The sequence below is a fragment of the Nocardia sp. NPDC051463 genome (assembly GCF_040681975.1).
Taxonomy (GTDB): domain Bacteria; phylum Actinomycetota; class Actinomycetes; order Mycobacteriales; family Mycobacteriaceae; genus Nocardia.
Map to the genome: position 1 here is coordinate 131202 of NZ_JBFBAB010000016.1, position 18992 is coordinate 150193.

General features: G+C 67.5%; 15 protein-coding genes. 10 read left to right on the forward strand and 5 right to left on the reverse strand.

The features are described from left to right. On the reverse strand, nt 1–690 hold the full coding sequence (locus tag AB0M74_RS21470) for an AAA family ATPase (protein WP_366528032.1): 690 nt from the start codon (nt 688–690) through the stop codon (nt 1–3). A 77-nt stretch (nt 691–767) separates the two neighbouring features. Then, complete coding sequence (locus tag AB0M74_RS21475) at nt 768–1361, reverse strand: XRE family transcriptional regulator (protein WP_366528033.1); 594 nt, start codon at nt 1359–1361, stop codon at nt 768–770. Nucleotides 1362–1452: 91 nt separating this feature from the next. Here AB0M74_RS21475 and AB0M74_RS21480 point away from each other — a divergent pair, with 91 nt between their 5' ends. The 10 genes from AB0M74_RS21480 (at nt 1453) to proB (ending at nt 15428) form a co-directional block, all read left to right on the forward strand. Continuing rightward, nucleotides 1453–2388: an NAD(P)/FAD-dependent oxidoreductase gene (locus tag AB0M74_RS21480; RefSeq protein ID WP_366528034.1), complete on the forward strand. Its 936-nt coding sequence runs from the start codon at nt 1453–1455 to the stop codon at nt 2386–2388. A gap of 173 nt (nt 2389–2561) precedes the next feature. Next, nucleotides 2562–5240: a valine--tRNA ligase gene (locus AB0M74_RS21485; RefSeq protein WP_366528035.1), complete on the forward strand. Its 2679-nt coding sequence runs from the start codon at nt 2562–2564 to the stop codon at nt 5238–5240. A gap of 92 nt (nt 5241–5332) precedes the next feature. Beyond that, nucleotides 5333–6703 (forward strand): folylpolyglutamate synthase/dihydrofolate synthase family protein, encoded by a 1371-nt coding sequence (locus AB0M74_RS21490; RefSeq protein ID WP_366528063.1) that lies wholly within the window; start codon nt 5333–5335, stop codon nt 6701–6703. Between the two features lie 28 nt (nt 6704–6731). Beyond that, complete coding sequence (locus AB0M74_RS21495) at nt 6732–7148, forward strand: DUF4233 domain-containing protein (RefSeq protein ID WP_366528036.1); 417 nt, start codon at nt 6732–6734, stop codon at nt 7146–7148. A 69-nt stretch (nt 7149–7217) separates the two neighbouring features. Continuing rightward, nucleotides 7218–7634: a nucleoside-diphosphate kinase gene (gene ndk / locus AB0M74_RS21500; protein ID WP_366528037.1), complete on the forward strand. Its 417-nt coding sequence runs from the start codon at nt 7218–7220 to the stop codon at nt 7632–7634. 482 nt (nt 7635–8116) lie between these two features. Next, entirely contained in the window at nt 8117–11218 is a 3102-nt protein-coding gene (locus AB0M74_RS21505) for a translation initiation factor IF-2 N-terminal domain-containing protein (RefSeq protein WP_366528038.1), read from the forward strand. A 499-nt stretch (nt 11219–11717) separates the two neighbouring features. Continuing rightward, nucleotides 11718–12029 (forward strand): 50S ribosomal protein L21, encoded by a 312-nt coding sequence (gene rplU / locus AB0M74_RS21510; RefSeq protein WP_228002256.1) that lies wholly within the window; start codon nt 11718–11720, stop codon nt 12027–12029. A gap of 38 nt (nt 12030–12067) precedes the next feature. Then, nucleotides 12068–12334 carry a 50S ribosomal protein L27 gene (rpmA, locus tag AB0M74_RS21515; RefSeq protein WP_366528039.1) on the forward strand — a complete coding sequence of 89 codons (267 nt, stop codon included), beginning with the start codon at nt 12068–12070 and terminating at the stop codon, nt 12332–12334. 189 nt (nt 12335–12523) lie between these two features. Continuing rightward, nucleotides 12524–13981, forward strand: a complete 1458-nt coding sequence (gene obgE / locus AB0M74_RS21520) for a GTPase ObgE (protein ID WP_366528040.1) — start codon at nt 12524–12526, stop codon at nt 13979–13981. Nucleotides 13982–14327: 346 nt separating this feature from the next. After that, a complete protein-coding gene (gene proB / locus AB0M74_RS21525; RefSeq protein WP_366528064.1) occupies nt 14328–15428 on the forward strand; it encodes a glutamate 5-kinase in 1101 nt (366 codons plus the stop codon). Nucleotides 15429–16251: 823 nt separating this feature from the next. Here the strand turns inward: proB and AB0M74_RS21530 are convergent. The 3 genes from AB0M74_RS21530 to AB0M74_RS21540 form a co-directional block, all read right to left on the reverse strand. Next, complete coding sequence (locus AB0M74_RS21530; RefSeq protein ID WP_366528041.1) at nt 16252–17712, reverse strand: hypothetical protein; 1461 nt, start codon at nt 17710–17712, stop codon at nt 16252–16254. Further along, a complete protein-coding gene (locus AB0M74_RS21535) occupies nt 17709–18083 on the reverse strand; it encodes a hypothetical protein (RefSeq protein ID WP_366528042.1) in 375 nt (124 codons plus the stop codon). Before AB0M74_RS21535 ends, AB0M74_RS21530 begins: the two co-directional genes overlap by 4 nt. Before the next feature lie 83 nt (nt 18084–18166). Beyond that, nucleotides 18167–18877 carry an ESX secretion-associated protein EspG gene (locus tag AB0M74_RS21540; protein ID WP_366528043.1) on the reverse strand — a complete coding sequence of 237 codons (711 nt, stop codon included), beginning with the start codon at nt 18875–18877 and terminating at the stop codon, nt 18167–18169. Between the last annotated feature and the right edge of the window lie 115 nt (nt 18878–18992).

Genomic DNA, 18992 nt, shown 5'->3' on the forward strand with positions numbered 1-18992 from the left:
CTACGCGGCGAAGCCGACTCGGCTGATCCGGTCGACATTTGTCCGGTCGATGATCACCATCGAGGCCGGCGTGGGCCGTGGCAGGTGGCCCGCGCCGAGTTCGCGGATCAGTCGTCGCCATCGATAGCAGTGCAGGGTGAACGCGGGCCCGTTGATCCGGCGCCCGCGGGCGAACTGGCCGGCGCGGGCCGCGGTGGCGGGCACATCGAGCAGGATCACATGCACTTGCCTGTGGTACCCGGTGGCCCACCGCGCCAGCAGTCGGCGCGTCCATCCGAAGGTCGCGCAATCGTGGATGATCACGGGTCCTGCGTTGTCGCGCAGCGCATGTCGAATCCGGACGAAGTGCGCGATGTGTACCACCGGTCGCCACAGGGGATAGGGCAGCAGGCCGACCCGATGCCGCCACCAGTTGCGGGTCTGGTTCGAATCGAGCACGACCGAACCCTGCGGTCCCTTCGTCGCCTGGTCGGCATCCGCGGTCGCACCGAAGAACATTCGCAGCGCGGTGCTCTTGCCCGCGCCGGGCACCCCCGCGACGATCAGCGCGGCCGTTGCCGGATACCGCAGCTCATCGACGACCATTCCGCGCAGATCATGGACAGAATCCGGTGCGATGACAGGGAATTCGGTGCGAGGCGGCTTCGATTGCCCAGCGGCGAAGGGCGGCCCGTCGAGCGGAGGGTTCACCCTTTCCAGGGTCGCGGGCCGAATTCGATTCGGCAACAGGGAAAACCCTGATTTCGGCTGAGAATTCCCTGATGATGCTAGGTCGTCGTGCGGCCGCGGGACCGCGCCCGTAAATGCATGCGCTCGCCTTGACTGCCGAACAGGCTCAGTATCTCCACCGGCCCGCGCCCGGCACTGCCGAACCAGTGGGGCTGTCTGGTGTCGAATTCGGCGGCTTCCCCGGGGCCGAGGACGACATCGTGTTCGGCGAGGACCAGGCGCAATCGGCCCGACAGTACGTAGAGCCACTCGAAGCCCTCGTGGACACGGGGATCGGGCTCGGTGCGCTCGGCCGGGATGACCATCTTGAACGCCTGTAGCGGACCCGGCTGCCGGGTGAGCGGCATGATGGTGGTGCCGTTGACCTTCCGCGGACGCGAGTGCACGCGCGGGTCGGCGATCTTCGGTGCGGCGACGAGCTCGTCGAGCGGCACCTGATGGGCGAGCGCGATCGGCAGCAGCAGCTCCAGGCTGGCCTTGCGCTGGCCGGACTCCAGGCGTGACAGGGTGCTCTTGGAGATCCCGGTGGCCTCCGACAGTGCCGTCAACGTCACGTTTCGGTGTGTGCGCAACGCCTTGAGGCGCGGGCCGATATCGGCGATGGCCTGGGTGATTCCTGGCTGAACCTTCATCCCACCAGTGCACCGCTGATTCCCGGAAACAGCAATATTCGTTGCCGAAATCGTGCGGACGGCGGCAAGGTGACCGCGGAGGTGATCGCAGATGAGCGAGACATATGACGTAGTGATCGTTGGTGGCGGCGCGGCGGGACTGTCGGCTGCCCTGGTGCTGACCAGGGCGCGGCGGCGGGTTGCCGTGGTGCGCGGTGGTGCGCCGCGCAACGCACCGGCCGAGCACATGCACGGGTTCCTCTCGAGGGACGGCATGCCCCCCGGTGAGTTGATCGCCAGTGGCTCGGCCGAGGTCGCGGGATACGGCGGTGAGTTGATCGACGATATGGTCACCGGCGCCGAAAAGGACGGCGGACCCGGCGATTTCACGGTGCGACTCGCGAGTGGACGAGAACTTCGTGCGCGCAGGGTGCTGGTGGCAACGGGCCTGCGCGACGTGCTGCCAGCACTACCCGGCCTACGGGAGCGTTGGGGTGCCGACGTGCTGCACTGTCCGTACTGCCACGGCTACGAGGTGCGTGACCAGCCGCTCGGGATCCTCGGCGCAACGGAGCCCGCTGCGATGGCCAGGGCCGTGCATGTCGCGTTGCTGTTGCCCCAATGGTCGGCCGATGTGATCTTCTTCGCGCACACCATGGAGCTGTCGGAGGCCGACCGGGCCCGGCTCGCCGGTCGTGGCGTGCGGGTCGTGGACGGTCAGGTCGCGCGGCTCGTCGTGGCGGACCGGCTGCGTGGTGTGGAGCTGGTCGACGGGCGCGCGGTGCCGCGAGCGGCGATGTTCGTGGCGCCGAGTTTCGTGCCCAATGCGGATGTGCCCCTCGCACTCGGCTGTGCTGTCGACGGCAACGGCTGGGTGCACACCGACAAGTCGGGCCGGACCAGCGTGCCCGGCGTCTGGGCCGCGGGCAATGTCGCCGACCCGGCCGCGCAGGTGATCTCCGCCGCGGGCGCGGGATCGGCCGCCGCCATCGCGATAAACGCCGATCTGGTCGATCAGGACATTCGCGTGCCCGCGGCCACGCATTGAATGCGCACAGAAGCTGAGAATTACTTATGGATTCCGGGGCCTGCCCCGGATCGACGGTAAGCTCTCACCTGTAGGCGGAGTGTTCGGTGTCCCTCATCCACCGAAGACTCCGCCTTTTTTCTATGCCTGGTGGGCGGTGCGAGCGCGCCGAACTCGGCCACTAGAATCGTCGGGTGACCAGCGCAGCCTCTGACAACTCGCGTAATCGTGCCGATGCCCTCCCCAAAAGCTGGAACCCCGGCGAGGTGGAGGCCGAAATGTACGAGCGCTGGGTAGCCGCCGGTTATTTCACCGCCGATGTCACGAGCGACAAGCCCGGTTACTCGATCGTGCTGCCGCCGCCGAACGTCACCGGCAGCCTGCACATGGGCCACGCACTCGACCACACCCTGATGGACACCCTCTCCCGCCGCAAGCGTATGCAGGGTTACGAGGTGCTGTGGCTGCCCGGCATGGACCACGCGGGCATCGCCACCCAGACCATCGTGGAAAAACAGCTCGGGGTGGACGGCAAGACCAAAGAGGACTTCGGCCGCGAACTGTTCATCGACAAGGTCTGGGACTGGAAGCGTGAGTCCGGTGGCGCCATCCAGTGGCAGATGCGTGCACTCGGCGACGGTGTCGACTGGAGTCGCGACCGGTTCACCATGGACGAGGGCCTGTCCAGGGCCGTGCAGACCATCTTCAAGCGGCTCTTCGACGCGGGCCTGATCTACCGCGCGGAGCGGCTGGTCAACTGGTCGCCGGAACTGCGCACCGCCATCTCCGATATCGAGGTCAAGCACGAGGAGGTGCCGGGCGAGCTGATCTCGCTGCGCTACGGCTCCCTCGACGACAACGAGCCGCACGTGATCGTGGCGACCACCCGCGTGGAGACCATGCTCGGCGACACCGCCGTCGCGGTGCACCCGGACGACCCCCGGTACCAGTCCTTGATCGGCACCACGCTGTACCACCCGATCACCGGACGTCAGATCCCGATCGTCGCCGACGACTACGTCGACCCCGAATTCGGTTCCGGCGCAGTGAAGATCACCCCCGCGCACGACCCGAACGACTTCGAGATGGGGCTGCGGCACAACCTGCCGATGCCGACCATCATGGACGAGCGCGGCCGGATCACCGGTACCGGCACCGAATTCGACGGCATGGACCGGTTCGAGGCCAGGGTCAAGGTGCGCGAGCGCCTGGCCGTCGAGGGGCGTATCGCCGCCGAGAAGCGGCCCTACCTGCACAGCGTCGGGCACTCCGAGCGCAGTGGCGAACCGATCGAGCCGCGCCTTTCGATGCAGTGGTGGGTCAAGGTCGAGGCGCTGGCCAAGGCTGCCGGTGACGCGGTGCGCAACGGCGACACCGTCATTCACCCGGCCGCCCAGGAACCGCGCTGGTTCGACTGGGTCGACAACATGCACGACTGGACCATCTCGCGACAGCTGTGGTGGGGTCACCGCATCCCGATCTGGTACGGCCCCGACGGCGAAGTGGTCTGCGTCGGGCCGGATGAGACCGCGCCGGAAGGCTGGGTGCAGGACCCCGACGTGCTCGATACCTGGTTCTCCTCGGGGCTGTGGCCGTTCTCCACCATGGGCTGGCCCGACTCCACCACCGAACTCCAGAAGTTCTATCCGACCAGCGTGCTCGTCACCGGATACGACATCCTGTTCTTCTGGGTGGCCAGAATGATGATGTTCGGCACGTTCGTTTCCGACGACCCGGTGCTCACGGCGGGCAAGGACGGCGCGAAGCAGGTGCCGTTCAAGGATGTATTCCTGCACGGTCTGATTCGCGATCAGTTCGGTAAGAAGATGTCCAAGTCGCGCGGTAACGGCATCGACCCGCTGGACTGGATCACCTCCTACGGCGCGGACGCGCTGCGCTTCACCCTGGCGCGCGGCGCACAGCCCGGCGGTGACCTTTCGGTCGGCGAACCGCACGCGCTCGCCTCGCGCAGTTTCGTGACAAAGCTGTTCAATGCCACCAAGTTCGCGCTGATGAACGGCGCCCACACCGGTGAGCTGCCCGCGCGCGCCGAGCTCACCGACGCCGATCGCTGGATCGTCGACCGGCTCGAGGAGGTACGCGCCGAAGTGGATTCGGCGTTCGACGCCTACGAGTTCGGCAAGGCCTGCGAGGCGCTCTACCATTTCGCGTGGGACGAACTCTGCGACTGGTACCTGGAATTGGCGAAGGTGCAGTTCGGCGCGGCGGGCTCGCGCGCCGAGTCGACCGCCGTGGTGCTCGGCAACGTCCTCGACGCAGTGTTGCGGCTGCTGCACCCGGTGATCCCGTTCGTCACCGAATCGCTGTGGCAGGCGCTGACCGGCGGCGAGTCGGTCGTTATCGCCGCGTGGCCGCAGGCCAGCGGCGTGCCGACCGACGTGGCTGCGGCGCAGCGTATTTCGGACGCGCAGCGGTTGATCACCGAGATCCGCCGGTTCCGCAGCGATCAAGGCCTCGCCGACAAGCAGAAGGTCGCGGCCACGCTGATCGGCCTGGACGCGGCGGGCCTCGCCGAGCAGCAGGCGTCGGTGACCAACCTGGCCAGGCTGACCGAGCCTGGCGACGATTTCGCGGCGACCGCCTCCCTGGAGATCCGGCTCAGCGCGGCAACCGTCACCGTGGAACTGGACACCTCCGGCGCTGTCGATCTGGAGGCCGAACGCCGTCGTCTGGAGAAGGACCTGGGCGCCGCCGAGAAGGAATTGGCAGCCACTACGGCCAAACTCGGCAACGAGGCCTTCCTGGCCAAGGCGCCGGAACCGGTGGTCGACAAGATCAAGGGCAGGCGCGATGTCGCCGCGTCCGAAGTCACCCGCATCAGCGCCCGGCTCGCGGAATTGAGTGGCAAATGAACGCCGAACCGGAACCGCAGTACGACGACGACGGGTCACCGATCCCGGCCACCCGGCTCGGTGCCGGGCCCTCTCCTGTGGACCTGGCCGAGATGGCCCTCGTCGAGGCAGAACTCGATCGCCGCTGGCCGGAGACCAAGATCGAGCCGTCGCTCACCCGCATTGCCACCCTGATGGATCTGCTCGCCTCGCCGCAGCAGCACTATCCGGCGATCCACGTCGCGGGCACCAACGGCAAGACCTCGGTGACCAGGATGATCGACGCACTGCTCACCGCGCTGCACCGGCGAACCGGCCGGATCACCAGCCCGCACCTGCAGCTGGCGACCGAGCGGATCAGCATCGACAACAAGCCGATAACGCCCGCCCAGTACGTGGCGACCTACCGGGAGCTGCTGCCCTTCATCGAGATGATCGACAAGCAGTCGGCCGCCGCGGACGGCCCGGCGATGAGCAAGTTCGAGGTACTCACCGGCATGGCCTTCGCGGCCTTCGCCGAGGCGCCGGTCGATGTCGCGATCGTCGAGACGGGCATGGGCGGCACCTGGGACGCGACCAATGTGATCGACGGGCAGGTCGCGGTGATCACCCCGATCGGCCTCGACCACACCGACTACCTCGGCCCCGACCTCACCGCCATCGCCGGGGAGAAGGCCGGGATCATCAAACGTGCGCCCGAGAGCCTGATTCCACGCGACACCGTCGCGGTGATCGCCGAACAGGAACCGGAGGCCATGGAGGTGCTGCTGCGGCGCGCCGTCGAGGTCGACGCCGCGGTGGCCCGCGAGGGCTCGGAGTTCCGAGTGTTGGCCAGGCAGATCGCAATCGGCGGCCAGCAGCTCGAATTGCAAGGCCTGGGCGGGGTGTACGACGAGATCTTCCTGCCCCTGCATGGTGAGCACCAAGCGCGCAATGCCGTGCTCGCCCTCGCCGCGGTCGAGGCGTTCTTCGGCGCGGGCGCGGACCGTCAGCTCGATATCGAAGCGATCCGAGCCGGTTTCGCGAGCGTCACCAGCCCGGGCAGGCTCGAGCGCATGCGCAGCGCGCCGACGATCTTCATCGACGCCGCACACAACCCCGCAGGCGCAAAAGCCCTTGCCGCGACGCTCACCACGGAGTTCGACTTCCGCAAACTGGTCGGCGTGGTCGGGGTGTTCGGCGACAAGGACGCCGCGGGCATCCTGGAGGCGTTGGAGCCGGTCCTCGACGAAATCGTCGTCACCAGCAGTGGATCGCCGCGCGCCATGGACGTCGACACCCTCGCCAACCTGGCCGTGCAGCGTTTCGGCGACGAGCGGGTCGTCACCGCCGAATCACTGCCCGACGCCCTCGAAACGGCTATCGCGCTGGCCGAGGAAGTCGGCGAGCCCGGCGAGATGGTCTCCGGTGCCGGTGTCGTGGTGACCGGATCGGTGGTCACGGCGGGTGCGGCCCGCGCGCTGTTCGGAAAGGATCCGGCATGAGGGTTCGATCCGCCGCAAAGGAGACAGCATGAGTGAGCCGACCGCCGGCGATCAGGCCGCCGCGCCCACTGCCCCCGACCCGTGGAAGGGACTGCGCGGTGTCATGGCGGGCACCCTGATTCTCGAGGCGATCACGGTCCTGCTCGCGTTGCCGGTCGTCGGGTCCGTCGGCGGCGGGGTCGGCTGGTTCTCCGGCAGCTACCTCGTGATCTTGGCGCTGGTCATGATTCTCGGCGCGGGACTCCAGCGCCGCCCGTGGGCGATACCGTTCAACCTCGCCCTCCAGGTGCTGCTGATTCTCGGAGTATTCGTGCACGTCTCTATCGGGGTGATGGGGATTCTGTTCGCCGTGGTGTGGGGCTTCATCCTGGTCTTGCGTCACGATGTCAAGCGCCGCATGGAGCAGGGACTACTGCCGAGCCAGCGCACTCGGCGCTCCACCTAGCCGCTCCTGGGCCCGCTGCGCAGTTGCCCGTTGAATACTCCGCCCCGACCGCCGGTTAGGCTGTGCGCCGTGACTGAGCAGACGTTGGTACTCATCAAGCCGGACGGCGTGGCCCGTGGCCTGGTCGGCGAGGTGCTGGCCCGGATCGAGCGCAAGGGGCTGAAGATCGCCGCCCTGGAGCTGAAGCAGGTTTCCGAAGAGGTGGCACGCGGCCACTACGCCGAGCACGCCGAGAAGCCGTTCTTCGGCTCCTTGATCGAGTTCATCACTTCCGGCCCGGTCGTCGCGGCCATCCTGGAGGGTCCGCGCGCCATCGCGGCATTCCGGCAGATCGCCGGCGGCACCGATCCGGTCGAGAAGGCGGTACCCGGCAGCATTCGTGGTGACCTTGCCCTGCAGACCCAGGAGAATCTGGTCCACGGCTCCGATTCGCCGGAATCGGCCAAGCGCGAGATTGCCCTCTGGTTCCCCGAGTTCCCGGCCTGACCCCATTGCTCCACGCGCCACGTCCACAGCGCGTGGCGCGGCGCCCTCGGCGTGCGGCGAAACCACGCGAATGCGGGGTCGAGTCGTGCGCCGATGGCGAACTGTTGGCGCACGGTGTGGGATACTGGCATCGGGTGCAACCGATATCGACTGTTCGCGCTGGTACGTGAGCGATCGGTGACGGAAGCAGCCGGATGACACCGCGGTTCGATGCCGATCATCGCTGCCACGGACAAACAGCCCGGTAGTTGGGGTTGATTGTTCGCGTCGGCACGCTGGATGAGCGCTCGCTTCGCGGAGTTCAGCCAACAGCCAGGCGCCGCGTGACCAGTTAGCCCGACGAACAACCAGGTGATAACCGGGCATGCGGGGCGAGACCACATGACCTTGCGTCAACCACGTGAGGCGAACGATTAGTGCCCCCGCGTCGGCCGCGTCACTTCTGCCAGGAGGGACGCGCCCGGGGGTCCCGAGGAGACTTCGTGGCCGATCAAGAGCCGCTGGAAACAACATCACAGGATGCCGAACAATTGCCGGAGCGAATCCGAGTTCACGCGCTTGCCAAGTTGCTGGGAGTGACGAGTAAGCGCATCCTGGCCAAGCTCACCGAGTTGGGGTCCGATGCGCGCAGTGCGCAGTCGAACGTCGACAGAGCGGTTGCGGAGACTGTCCGTGACGCGTTGGTCGAGCCAGACGCCACTGTCACCCCGCCCGAGACCACGCCTGCGGTACCGGAGCCCGAGCCTGCTGCCCCGGCCCGCGAGCCAGGGCTGCTGTTCTCGGCACCGGACCCGGTGATCGATCAGTCCGGTTCGGCGGCTACCGGTGCGGTCCAGCCCGCCCACCAGCCCTCGGTGCAGCTGTTCACACACCTGGACCGGGAGGAGCCGCACGTCGCGGCGCCGGCGGTGTTCGAAGCCGCCGTCACGGTGCAGGCGCCGTTGTTCCTGCCACCGGACGCCGCCGCCGCCGAACAGACGCGGCGCAAGCGTCGTGTCGAGCGCGATACTCGTCGCACCGAAGAGCCACAGGCCGAGGTGGTCGAGGACGAGGTCGACACCACCGAAGACGATCAGGACTCATCCGACCAGCAGGGTGATGTCGACGGCCAGCCGCGTCGCAGGCGCCGTGGTCGCCGTGGCCGCGGTCGTGGTCGTGGCGAGCAGCACAGCGATGCCGAAGGTGACGAGAACGACACCGCGGACTCCGATGCCGACACCGAGGACGAGCAGCCCGTCGAATCGCGCGACGCCGTTGCCGAGCCGGTCGAGGCCGACGAGACCACCGAGTCCGATGACGACGAGGCAGACCTGCCGGAGGGCTCGACCCGCCGTCGCCGTCGCCGCCGGCGCCGCAAGGTGGCAGGGGAGGGCGCCGAGTCCGAAGCCGCTTCCGAGGACGACCCACCGAACACCGTCGTGCACGAACGCGAACCGCGGAACAAGAGCCGCAACCGCGCCGCTACATCGGACGAGGTGCAAGGCATCACCGGTTCCACCCGGCTCGAGGCCAAGCGGCAGCGCAGGCGGGACGGCCGCGAGGCCGGTCGCCGTCGGCCGCCGATCCTGACCGAATCGGAGTTCCTGGCCCGTCGTGAGGCGGTGGACCGGGTGATGGTGGTGCGCGAGAAGGCGTTCCCCGATCTCCCGACCGCTACCCAGGTCGCGGTGCTCGAGGACAACATTCTGGTCGAGCATTTCGTCACCAGCACCGGTTCCGCGTCGATGGTCGGCAATGTCTACCTGGGCAGGGTGCAGAACGTGCTGCCCAGCATGGAGGCGGCGTTCGTCGATATCGGCCGTGGCCGCAACGGTGTGCTGTACGCCGGTGAGGTGAATTGGGAGGCCGCCGGACTCGGTGGCAAGGAGCGCAAGATCGAGCAGGCGCTCAAGCCGGGCGATCAGGTGCTCGTTCAGGTGAGCAAGGACCCGGTCGGGCACAAGGGCGCCCGGCTGACCACGCAGATCAGCCTGGCCGGCCGCTTCCTGGTGTACGTGCCGGGCGGCTCGTCCACCGGCATCAGCCGCAAGCTGCCCGACACCGAGCGCAAGCGGCTCAAGGAGATCCTGCGCGACATCGTGCCTGCTGACGCGGGTGTGATCATCCGCACCGCGTCGGAGGGCGTCGCCGAGGACGAGCTCGCCCGCGACGTCGAGCGGCTGCAGGCGACCTGGCGCACCATCGAGAAGGCCGCCGACGGTAAGGACTCCGGCGGGCCGAAGACCCTGTACGAAGAGCCCGACCTGTTGGTCAAGGTCATCCGCGACCTGTTCAACGAGGACTTCTCCAAGCTCGTCATCGAAGGTGACCGGGCGTGGAGCACCGTCGAGAAATACATCGGCACCGTCGCACCGGACCTGCTCGCCAGGGTCGCCCGGCACGAGAACAACGGGATCGATGTGTTCGAGACCCACCGGATCGACGAGCAGCTCGCCAAGGCGCTCGATCGCAAGGTGTGGTTGCCCTCCGGCGGCACCCTGGTAATCGACCGCACCGAAGCGATGACGGTGGTCGACGTCAACACCGGCAAGTTCACCGGTGCGGGCGGCAGCAACCTCGAAGAGACGGTCACCCGCAACAATCTGGAGGCCGCCGAAGAGATCGTGCGCCAGATGCGGCTGCGCGATATCGGCGGCATGATCGTCGTCGACTTCATCGACATGGTCCTCGAGTCCAACCGTGACCTGGTGCTGCGTCGCCTGACCGAGGCGCTGGGCCGCGACCGGACTCGCCACCAGGTCTCCGAGGTGACCTCGCTCGGCCTGGTACAGATGACCCGCAAGAAGCTGGGCACGGGTCTGGTGGAGGCCTTCTCCACCACGTGTGAGCACTGCCATGGCCGCGGCATCCTGGTGCACGCCTACCCGGTGGAGTCGTCCGCCGGCGAGGAGGGCGGCGCGAAGAGCCGGGAGACCGGTTCGCGTCGACGCAGGGGCCGGGACAAGGGTGCGGCTGCCGCTCCCGCCGCGACCAACGGCGCTGCGCCGGTGACCGAGGCCGTCGAAGAGGATGCCGCCGTCAAGCGGGCGCATCCGGTCGCGTTGGCGATGGCAGCGCATCACGGTGATGCGACCGAGGCCGACGCCGAAGCGCTCGAGGCTGATGCCGAAGCGGTCGAGGTAGTCGACGCGGTCGTGGCGGCAACTGCCGACATCGATGCTGTGGTGACCGAGGCCGTGGCCGAGGAGTCGTCCGAAACAGCCGCGGCAGTGATCGAGGAGGCCGTGGCGACCGAGGTCGAGCCGGTCGAGGTGGCAGCCGAGCCTGTTGCAGTCGTGGTGGAGCCGCAAGCGCCGGCTGCCGGTGCACCGGGGCCGGTCGCCGTCCAGGAGCCTGCTGCCGGAAACGGTGTTCCCGAGCCTGCCGCGCCACGGACAGCCGGTCGCAGGCGCAGGGTGGCCCGTTCGGCCGCCGCGCCCGCGGCCGACAGTAGCGGTGCGGTGTTCGTGCTGTCGGCAGATCAGCCGCCCGCGGCGCCGGTCGTGGACTTCGTGGCCGAGGCTCCGGTAGTGGTGCCCGTGCGCAAGACGCGCCGTCGGGCCGCGGGACGTCCCGCGGGGCCGCCGGTGGACGAGGCGAACTGACCGGTCCGAGCTGATCGGATCACGCCGAGCGACCGAGACCCCCGTCACCATGGTGGCGGGGGTCTCGTATTTCGGGCATGCCGGACTACCGTGCATGGCGGGAGCGAAGATGGAGGTTCGCCGCGCATGGCTGGAGCGAAGGCGGAGGTTCGCTGCGCATGGCCGGAGCGAAGGCGGAGGTACGCCGTGCATGGCCGGAGCGAAGGCGGAGGTACGCCGCGCATGGCCGGAGCGAAGGCGGAGGTACGCCTGTTCGGGGGACGCCGGTTTGGACCCGGTGCTAGGCGTCCTGTAATCTCGAACAGTCGCTGCCCGGCGACAGCGCTCTACTGCGCTGTGTTTGTGACTCGGCCCCGAGGCCGAGGGCCTTCAGGTTTACTGAGGCGGCGGTGACTACCAGACCAGAGTGCTGTGGTTTCCAAGCCGGATAATCCGGGTGGGAGCATGCAGCCGCGTGAGCATCAGCCGCGCGCATTACAGGAAGAAGGGCAGCCGACCGATGGCAACGTACGCGATCGTCAAGACCGGCGGAAAGCAGTACAAGGTCGCGGTCGGTGACCTGGTGAAGGTCGAGAAGATCGAGGGTGCGCCGGGTACGTCCGTGGCGCTTGCTCCGGTTCTCGTCGTCGATGGCGCCGAGCTGACCACCGATGCGGCCAAGCTGGCCAAGGTCTCCGTGGCCGCCGAGGTCGTCGAGCAGACCAAGGGCCCGAAGATCCGCATCCATAAGTTCAAGAACAAGACCGGCTACCACAAGCGGCAGGGCCACCGTCAGCCGCTGACGGTCATCAAGGTCACCGGCATCAAGTAAGCCTCCTCGATTTCGAGTTACTTCACAGGAGTTCAGAAATGGCACATAAGAAGGGTGCGTCCAGCTCCCGCAACGGTCGCGATTCGAACGCCCAGCGACTCGGCGTCAAGCGCTTCGGCGGCCAGGCCGTCCAGGCAGGCGAGATCCTGGTTCGTCAGCGCGGTACCCACTTCCACCCCGGCGTCAACGTCGGTCGTGGCGGTGACGACACCCTGTTCGCCCTCGCGGCGGGCGCGGTCGAGTTCGGCAGCAAGCGTGGCCGCAAGACCGTCAACATCGTCGTCCCGGAGCCGGTTCAGGCCTGACCGCCTGATAGGCGCAGCCGGACGTAATCCGTCCACCATCTGCGCCGACCGAGCGCAGGCGAAGCAGCCGCCTGCCACTCCAGACAACAGCCGAGCGGGTCAGGGTGACATACCCTGGCCCGTTTTCGCGTTTTCGAACGATCGCGTCGGCACCGACAACCACAACCACCGAGGAGGATGATTCGGCTTATGTCCAAATTCATCGACCGTGTCGTATTGCACGTGCATGCGGGCAAGGGTGGTCACGGTTGTGCCTCCGTGCGCCGCGAGAAGTTCATGCCGCTCGGCGGACCCGACGGCGGTAACGGCGGTCGTGGTGGGGACGTGGTCCTCGAGGTCGACCCGAATGTGCACACCCTGCTGGACTTCCATTTCCATCCGCACGCCAAGGCCGGCAACGGCAAGCCGGGCGAGGGTAGCAACCGCGACGGTAAGCAAGGCAGTGATCTACTGCTGAAGGTCCCCGACGGCACCGTAGTGCTCGACAACGACGGCAAGGTCCTCATCGACTTGGTCGGCGCGGGCAATAAGTTCATCGTGGCCCGCGGTGGTCGCGGCGGGCTCGGCAATGCGGCACTCGCGTCCAAAGCGCGCAAGGCTCCCGGCTTCGCCCTGCTCGGCGAGGACGGTGAAGAAGGCGACCTGGTTCTGGAACTCAAGTCGCTCGCCGACGTCGGTCTGGTCGGGTTCCCGTCGGCAGGCAAGTCCTCGCTGGTGTCGGTGCTGTCGGCAGCCAAGCCGAAGATCGCGGACTACCCCTTTACCACGCTGGTGCCCAACCTCGGCGTGGTCGCCAGTGGCGACACCACGTTCGTCATCGCCGATGTGCCGGGACTGATTCCGGGAGCCAGTGAGGGCCGTGGGCTCGGGCTGGAATTCCTGCGCCATCTGGAGCGCTGCGCGGTGCTCGCGCATGTCGTCGACTGCGCCACGTTGGAGCCAGGTCGCGACCCGGTCTCCGATGTGGACGCGCTGGAGGCGGAGCTGGCGGCTTACAAGTCCATGCTCAACGCCGACACCGGCCTCGGCGACCTTGCCGATCGACCCCGTGTGGTCATTCTGAACAAGATCGACGTGCCCGATGCCGCCGAGCTGGCCGAGATGGTGACCGCGGAGTTCACCGCGCGCGGCTGGCCGGTGTTCGAGATCTCCGCCGTGAGCCGAGCAGGCTTGCGGCCCTTGACCTTTGCCCTCGCGGACATGGTACTGAAGTACCGTGAGGCGCATCCGAAGGCAGCTCCTGCGCGCCCGGTGATCAGACCGATCGCGGCGAACGAGACCGGTTTCAGCGTGATCGCCGATCCCGAGGAGCCGGGCGGCTTCATCGTGCGTGGCAGCCAGCCCGAGCGCTGGGTGCGCCAGACCCAGTTCGACAACGACGAAGCGGTGGGCTATCTCGCCGACCGGCTCGCCCGCCTCGGTGTCGAAGATGCTCTGGTGAAACAGGGCGCCCAGCCGGGAGCGCCGGTCACTATCGGCGATGTGACCTTCGAATGGGAGCCGCAGATCTCGGCGGGCATCGATATGGTGCCGACCGGCCGCGGCACCGACCTGCGGCTGGAACAGAACGACCGGATCGGCGCCGCCGAACGCAAGCACGCGTCCCGAGTGCGTCGTGGTCTGGTGAAAGAGGACGAGGACAAGTGATGTTGCCCGGGGGCGCAGGGACTGTCACCTTGGCGGTGCGGCGCACGCCGGAGTTCGATGGCGTGCGTTGGGGTTCCGGTGTTTCCGGTGTGGATGCGGTGTGGTTGCGCGCTGTTGTGGCGCGGCGGGGTTTGACGGGATTCGGTGTGCGTCGGGGTTGCACTGCAGGCGTCGTGGGTCTGCCGGCCGTCTCGTCGCCAGGGTGGAAGCCGGAGCCTCGTGGTGCTATCGGTGTCGGTCGAGCCTCGGTGTTCGCCGGGGCGACGGTGTGTTCTGGTGTGGTACAGGGAGTTCGGTTGCTATGCAGGTGAGTTCTGGTATGGCCGAGGCGATGTCGCGGGATGGGCTGAGTGAGGCTCGGCAGGCGATTGCTTCGGCGCGCAGTGTGGTGGTGAAGATCGGTTCGTCCGCGCTCACCAGCTTGAAGGGTGGACTGGATACCGCGCGTCTGGATCGGCTCGCCGATGCGGTGGAGGCGCGGATGCGTGCGGGATCCGAAGTGGTCGTAGTGTCCTCGGGCGCGATCGGCGCGGGTATCGCTCCGCTCGGGCTGACCCGACGCCCGCGTGATCTGGCCACCAAGCAGGCCGCCGCCAGTGTCGGCCAGCTGGCGCTCGCACACGCGTGGGGCACCTCCTTCACCAGATACGGACGTACCGTCGGACAGGTGCTGCTCAGCGCCGACGACTTCTCCCGTCGTGAGCACCACCGCAACGCCCAACGCACCCTCGATCGTCTGCGCTCGCTCGGTGCGGTCGCCGTGGTGAACGAAAACGATACCGTCGCAACGGAAGAGATCCGCTTCGGCGACAATGACCGGCTCGCGGCGCTGGTCGCCCATCTGGTCGGCGCCGACGCGCTGATCCTGCTCTCCGACGTCAAAGGCCTCTATGACGGCGACCCGCGCAAGGGCGCGGCGAACTTCATTCCCGAGGTCCGCAGCAGCGCCGATCTCGACGGTGTCATCGCAGGCAGCGGTGGCGCGCTGGGCACCGGTGGGATGGCGTCGAAGTTGTCCGCGGCCCGCCTCGCCGCCGACGCGGGCGTGCCCGTCCTGCTCGCGGCCGCCGCGGAAGCCGCCACCGCACTGACCACCGGCACCGTCGGCACGGCCTTCGCTGCCCGCCCGGTCCGCCTGTCCGCTCGCAAGTTCTGGGTTCGCCACGCTGCCGACAGCCGCGGTGCCGTCCTCATCGACGAGGGCGCAGTCCAAGCCGTAGCTCACCGCCGCCGTTCCCTGCTGGCCGCAGGTATCACCGGTGTCCGCGGTCGCTTCCACGGTGGCGACGTAGTCGACCTCGTTGCCCCCGACAACCGCGTAATAGCCCGCGGCGTAATCGAATACGACAGCACCGAACTCGCCGGCATGCTGGGCCGCTCCACCGCCGAACTCCCGGACACCATGCAGCGCCCGGTAATCCACGCCGACGACCTCGTCAACGTCTGACCCATACTCCGCAAGATTTGCACCTTGCCTCCGGATCTGGAGGGCATTCCGTTGAGTGGGTTCGGCGACGCCGGGTTCCAGAAGTAGCGGTTTGTTGAGGAGATCGCGACCGTCCTTCGGTTCCGCCCGGCGCTTCTGCGGCGCGGTTGCTGTGGGCTGAGCGGTGGGTGCCCTGGTGGGTCGATTGGCCCGACAAGCAATGGAATGCGGGGCCGGGTGGGGACTGTGTGGCGTGGAGGCTGGTGTGCTCGTCGACCGATGGTTGCGCTCGAATCAGCCTGCGGTGCTGCAATGTTGGTGAGTAGCGCGTTGTGGTGTGGTCAAGTTGAGTCGTATGACGGTTCGAGATCGTCGCATGGCCGCCATGCGACTCCGCTCGGCGGCAACGGCAACGGCAACGGCAACGGCAACGGCAACGGCTACGGCAGCGGTTGCTGCGCGCTGGGCTTCGCAGCTGGAGGCTTCGGTTGGTCGGTCTGTCTTGGCACCTGGTCGAATGCGGGGTCGGGTAGAGGATTGTGTGGCAGGGGCCCGATGCGCCTCCGCGCGGCGGTTGCCCTCGAGTCGTGCTGCGGTGCTGTGGTTGTGTGCTGGCTGTCTTTTGTCGAGTCGAGTCATTTGGCGGTTCGAGGTTGTCGGGTGGCCGCCGTTCGAGCTCGGCCGCTGTGGTGCGGTTGCCGCATGCTGGGCTGTGCCGGGTGGAAGGTGTCGGTGTGCCTTGATATCTGATCGAACGCGTCTTCAGGATGGAGGGGTCGAGCTGATCGGGCCTCCAAGGTCGGGTGTTGCTGGGTGCGTGTCGGTATCGAGTGCTGTCGGTGGCCTACTGGTGGAGTGTGGGTATGACGCCGGGCTGGTTGGTGTTCGAAGGTGATTGCTGGTCTTGGTCTTCCGTGATGGGGCCGGTGACGCCAGGCTGGCCGCCGGGGTCCACAAGTGGGGGAGTGGGTTCTCCCGGCTGGGGGGTCGGTGGTTCTGGCTGTGGGGCTGGGGGTGGTTCCGGTGGTGGTGCCTGTTGTGTTGGTGGGGCAGGTAGGGGTGTGGGAGCTGGTGGCTGCGGCGCGGGCGGCGGCTCCGGTGGTGGTGTTTGTTGGGTCGGCGGAGCAGGTGGCGGAGTCGGTTCCACTGTGGGGGTCGGTGGTTCTGGCTGTGGGGCTGGGGGTGGTTCCGGTGGTGGTGCCTGTTGTGTTGGTGGGGCAGGTAGGGGTGTGAGAGCTGGTGGCTGCGGCGCGGGCGGCTCCGGTGGTGGTGTTTGTTGGGTCGGCGGAGCAGGTGGCGGAGTCGGTTCCGCTGTGGGGGTCGGTGGTTCTGGCTGTGGGGCTGGGGATGGTTCCGGTGGTGGTGCTTGCTGCGTCGATGGAGGGGGTTCCGGTGCAGGAGAGGGTGACTCCGGCTGTGGAGCCGGCGATGGTGCGGGCGGCGAGGTTTGCTGGGTCGGCGGTGGGGTCGGCTCCGGCGTGGGGACGGGGGTTTGCTGGGGGTCGGGCGCAGGAACATGTGTCGACGGTGTCGGCGCGTCAGGGGTCGACGGTGTCGGGGTGGACGGTGGTGTCGGAACCGGTTGAGGGGCTTGCTGTTCCGGTGTCGACGGAGTGCTCGGCGGCGCCGGACTGCCGGGTGGTGGTGTCGGGGCGGGGGTGGCTGGAACAGGGGTGGTCGGCTGCTGATCCTGTTGCGGCAGTGGGGGTTCGGAGTAGTCCGGTTCGATCCGTCGTGGGCGGCCGGGCCGTGGTGCAATCTCGCCGGGCAGCGGTGGGGGTTCGGGAAGGGCGGGAACGCCGGTGCCTGCCATGCTGTAGGCCGGTTTGTACACCATGTTCATCGCGAGGACGGCTTCCTGGCGCAGTGCCTCAGCCGCCATCTGTGCGTCGATAATGCCGCCGGCCTCCAGCAGTTTCGCGATCGCGCCGACCGGACCCGAGCCGCCGGGGGGAACCACGGCGATCTTCACCGCCTCGGCGGCCGCGGCGACCCCACCGAGCCGCGCGCCCACTTGGCCCATGATGGCGGCGAGCTCGTCGACCGACTCGGCGTAGCTGCGGGCACTGGCGTAGGCCGCGTCGGCCGTCGCGCCCTCCCACTCCATGGAGTTCATCACTCGATCCGAGCTCGATCGGGTCAGCGGGAACGAAGTAGCAAGTGTGCCTGCCACTTCCAGCCAGGTGACCGAGGCATTCAGGATCTGTGCGGCGTCGATTCGCTGAGTCTTGGTGTAGATCTCCTCGTGCCGCATCGACTCGAAATGCTCCATCGAGCCGATGTAGTCGGGGTCGTTCCCGGTCACCGCGGCACTCTCGTTTCGATGGCCCGCAACGCGGCGGCATTCGCGGCGTCGGCCTCATCGAACAGTCCGCCGCTGATCAGGAACGCTTCCTTCATCCGGTAGGCGGCCTCGATGTAATGGTCGAGCAGTGCGGCGGCGTCGCGGGCCTTGTGGCTGAAACCGGCCTGGAGCTGCTGAGCGGAGACGAACCCGCCGAAGCCCTGCGCCTCGGACGCGGCTTCGAGGCGTTGTTGCAGAGAGAGCAGTCGATCGGCCTGTTGGTCGTACATCTCGGCACAGCGCCGTGCCGCGGCCGGATCGAACTTGACTGTTCCTGCCTGCGCCTGCTGCTTGAACCGGGCGATATCGGCTCTGCTGGTCTCGATCGTCATGCGCACCCCTGAGATCGGTCGGTCCGACCCAGACTAACCGGAAGCCAAGTCTCCGGTCAGCAAGAGTTATCTGTCGGCGATAGTCATCCTGCCTGTGCCGGAATGCGTTTCTGCAGCTGAGCGGCGAGTTGCTCGGCCGAAGCGGGCACAACATGCACTGTCGATCCCGCTTTGATCAGGTAGCGGCCGTCGCCTTCGACATCGATCCAGGTGTAGTGGATCGGAGGCGCCGGTTCCGCCCGATCCAGACGTGCCTCGATCCGGATGTGTCCCTCCGCGGTGTGCGGCTTCAGCAACAGCCTGCGGATCGGTGGCGCGGACGGCTGGCGCGCGACGATCTCTTCGTCACGGATGGTGTCGGCTGGTGCGGCTCTTGCCGGTTCTCGCCCCGGCGGGGTCTTGGGCAGTAGCGCCGCGATCCTGGCGCCGAGTTTGGCACTGTGCCCGATCGAGATGCGCACTCGGCCACCGAAATCCGGGCTGGCGCCCGGGTCCTGTAGAGCGAGCACGGCATGGTCGAAGATCGCACCCGCCAACAATCGGATCTCGGTGCCAGGGCGGTGTGCCCCGCCGATCGCCACGATCCGCGTCTGCGGTTGGGCCAGGATCCGTAGACACGCGGTCAGGTCCGGATCGCTGCCGGTCGGCAATCGCTCGTCCAGCTGCGCGCGCAACGCATCGGCGTCACGCTCCGTGCGCGGTGTCTCGAGGATCCGGATGGGGTAGGGATGGCGATCTACCTTGGTTTCCTGCCAGACATGGACGAACTCATCCGGGGTGAATGTCCAACCCACGCCGACTCACATCCTCACCGAACCCACCGAATCAGCCTGAAGCTTAGCGGCGGGTCCATGGTTGCGACCAACTCTTCGGTAAGCGGGCCCGCAGGAATGCGGGCTAACGTCGAAG